Consider the following 2,825-nt stretch of genomic DNA (forward strand, 5'->3'; position numbering starts at 1 on the left):
AATTTATTTAGGACAGTACTGTCAAAAGATAATCTTTCAAGTTTATTACCTCCTGTAATTTCTTTAAAATATAATCCCTTGTCATCAGTTTTTGCTCTAATGATTTTACTTCTATATTTTATAGTAATATATCCAAAAAAGATCAAGCCAGCTCTGAAAAGCAATAACAATATAGAGACAATAAAATGCATTATACCTCTGAAATCAATAATCATGCTTTGAGAGTTATTCCAAAATGACCTTTTTATATCAAACCCAATAAATGTTGTGGCAATGCCCATAATTATAAAAATTACTCCTATAGTTATGGACCTAAAATTAGATAAATAATAACTTTTCACTTCCTTTATTATCTTTTCCCTTCTATGGTGTTTTTCTTAAAATTATCTCTAACTCAAAAATTGATGCAATGCATATTTTGTTTTATTAGACTTATTTTAGTTATCAATATACCGTAAATTCATGAAATATCTAAAATCCAACATCAATATAACGACGTTAGTGTATCAAAAGTGTTGATGAAATTTACAACGCTTACAAACCCTAGCTTTATAATTAAAACGAGTAGGAGGACTATTGTTATTTGCACGGGATTGTTTTTAAGCTGACGCAAAACGTTCCGGTACTTACGCAATGGCGGATTTCGGAGCCGAAACTTTCAACTCAAATACAAATTTCTACCAAAGCACAAAACTTGAAGTATATACATTCCGCCCACTATTGTCATCTGCGATGTAATCATTAAAACAAAAAAAGACAAGATGTAATACCCCATTACTTGTTACCAACTTTTATTATTTTATTCGTCATTCGACTTTAAATATCTCGCAGGTACATGGTCAGTCAGCCAAACACCATTGGCCGAAATGAAAAACTGAAAATTGTCGGTGTACATTTTTTCAGCAAGGACTTTAAGTACAACAGGCTTTCCGTGTCTTCGTCCAACCTTAATTGCTGTTTCAATGTCGCTACTCAAATGAACGTGCTGTCTGCTCCGCTTTTCAAGTCCTTTGTCAATTATTGATTGTACTGAATTTTTGCTTGTTCCATGATATAGAATTTCAGGTGGTTTTTGGCTCTCGTAGCCTAATTCAATTTCTATTGAATGTCCTTGACTTGCTCTTATTTTGTCAAGCGTTTCATTAAAAGCAAATCTCTTTTTTGGATTTGTCGCAACAATATAGTTAAGTGTATCTCGGTCGAAACTTATACCATTTTCGTTTGCCTTTTCAATTAATTCTTTAACGTCGGTCCAACCATTTTGGTCAAGTTGAATACCAATTGTTTTAGGTTGGTGTCTTAGTACCAAACTTAAAAACTTGCTTATATGTGTCAGTTGTTTATCGCTTGTCATATTATTTTGTATAGATGAGGAAATACTCTTTCAATTTTATTTCTGTCAGTTAAGTCTATTAGCTCCAGACTGTTCCAATCAATTAACACCAATTTACAACTTTCGCCTAATTCATAAAGTGCATCTGAAAATTTAATGAAATGATCATTTGTTATTTTGCAGATTCGCGATACGCTTGCGACTAACGGTTCGGCAAGACCCTTGTCATGTGAAGGCATAATTTCATTCGAAAATTTGGTCAATTAAATTTTTGTAACTTTCATAAACCGTATTTCCTCTTTCGCTAACACTTGGTAAATCAAAGTCAGTAATTTTCTTTATCTTGAATAGTTCAAATATCGGATGTAAATCATCTATTGTTTCTTTAGCCAGTGGTCTTTTATTGTCAAAATGATAATTTGCAATGCGATTACATATAAATTCGCTAGCACTTATTTGATAATTACTAGTTGAATTAGATGAATGAATGTCAGCACCTTTTTCTATTAGTAATTTCATAATTTCAAATGCCTCTCGATATTTTTTTGTCGGTTCACTTTTAACCGTCCATTGGTCTTTTTTGAATAATCCTAAAAAGCCAGAATTATTTTGAGGACTATATTTAGGAATGTAAATTTCATCTCTTGAATTGGCAATAACTGCTTCAATTGCAAAATGTAAGGCCGGTTTTCTCCAATCTTCATCTTCAATTTCTGTTTCCATAAATTTTACATCAGCTCCACGTTCAATTAGTAGTTTAGCTATGTCAAAGTTTTCAGTTTTAATTGCAGTCTGTAAAGGAATTTCTCCATCATCGCGTTTAGATATTCCTTTTGCAATACAATTTACCAATTCCGGATTTTTGTCGAGAATTTTAGAAATTTCGTTAATTTCTTTTTTCCTTATTGTACTAAATAATTTTTTCATCTTTCAGTCTATGGATTATGCTTGAAAATGTTAGCAGATAACTCAAAAAATGACGCAATGCATATGTTGTTTTGTAAAACTTATTTTAGTTATCAATATACTGTAAATTTATGAAATATCTAAAATCCAACATCAATATAGCGACGTTCTTTTACTTGCTTTCTTTGGTCGAGAATTCGGTTCGTTTACCTTGTATGGTTATGCGGACATAAATGGGATGTAGTCCTGCTTTGTTAGCTTTTACAGCACGGGTATACATGTAGATAGTAACTTGATTGCTCATTGTGGTGGTGTTTTATTTCAATATTCAATTTATTCTATTGGATATTAACTGTCAAGATGTTCAGCATCTGGTCATGTCATGCCTTTATGCGGTATTCATCTAGCGGTTCATTTTAGCGAGACCCTAGCTAGCCAAATTTTAGGGTCTCGCTAGGGTCTCGCTAGAAATGAGAAGTATTGAAAAAAACGATAGGTGTATAAAAAGAAAAACCCTATAAATCCTTGAATTTATAGGGTTTTGATATATTTTCTTTATCAGGATGCGGAAGAGGAGGGATTATTT

The 2,825-nt window shown here is 32.1% G+C and carries 4 protein-coding genes; all 4 read right to left on the reverse strand.

Features of this window, described 5'->3' with window-relative positions:
- On the reverse strand, positions 1–281 hold a 281-nt coding region (locus tag L950_RS24785), incomplete at its 3' end, for a hypothetical protein (protein ID WP_197086686.1).
- Between the two features lie 518 nt (positions 282–799).
- Complete coding sequence (locus L950_RS24790) at positions 800–1,354, reverse strand: RNA 2'-phosphotransferase (RefSeq protein ID WP_021191018.1); 555 nt, start codon at positions 1,352–1,354, stop codon at positions 800–802.
- A gap of 222 nt (positions 1,355–1,576) precedes the next feature.
- The gene (locus tag L950_RS24800; protein WP_021191020.1) at positions 1,577–2,260 is read right to left on the reverse strand and encodes an ankyrin repeat domain-containing protein; all 684 of its coding nucleotides are present in this window, start codon (positions 2,258–2,260) and stop codon (positions 1,577–1,579) included.
- A gap of 151 nt (positions 2,261–2,411) precedes the next feature.
- Positions 2,412–2,543 carry an Arm DNA-binding domain-containing protein gene (locus tag L950_RS36065; RefSeq protein ID WP_132842246.1) on the reverse strand — a complete coding sequence of 44 codons (132 nt, stop codon included), beginning with the start codon at positions 2,541–2,543 and terminating at the stop codon, positions 2,412–2,414.
- Positions 2,544–2,825: the final 282 nt, after the last annotated feature.

Origin of the sequence: Sphingobacterium sp. IITKGP-BTPF85 (assembly GCF_001006065.1) — a bacterium.
Classification (GTDB): Bacteria; Bacteroidota; Bacteroidia; order Sphingobacteriales; family Sphingobacteriaceae; genus Sphingobacterium; species Sphingobacterium anhuiense.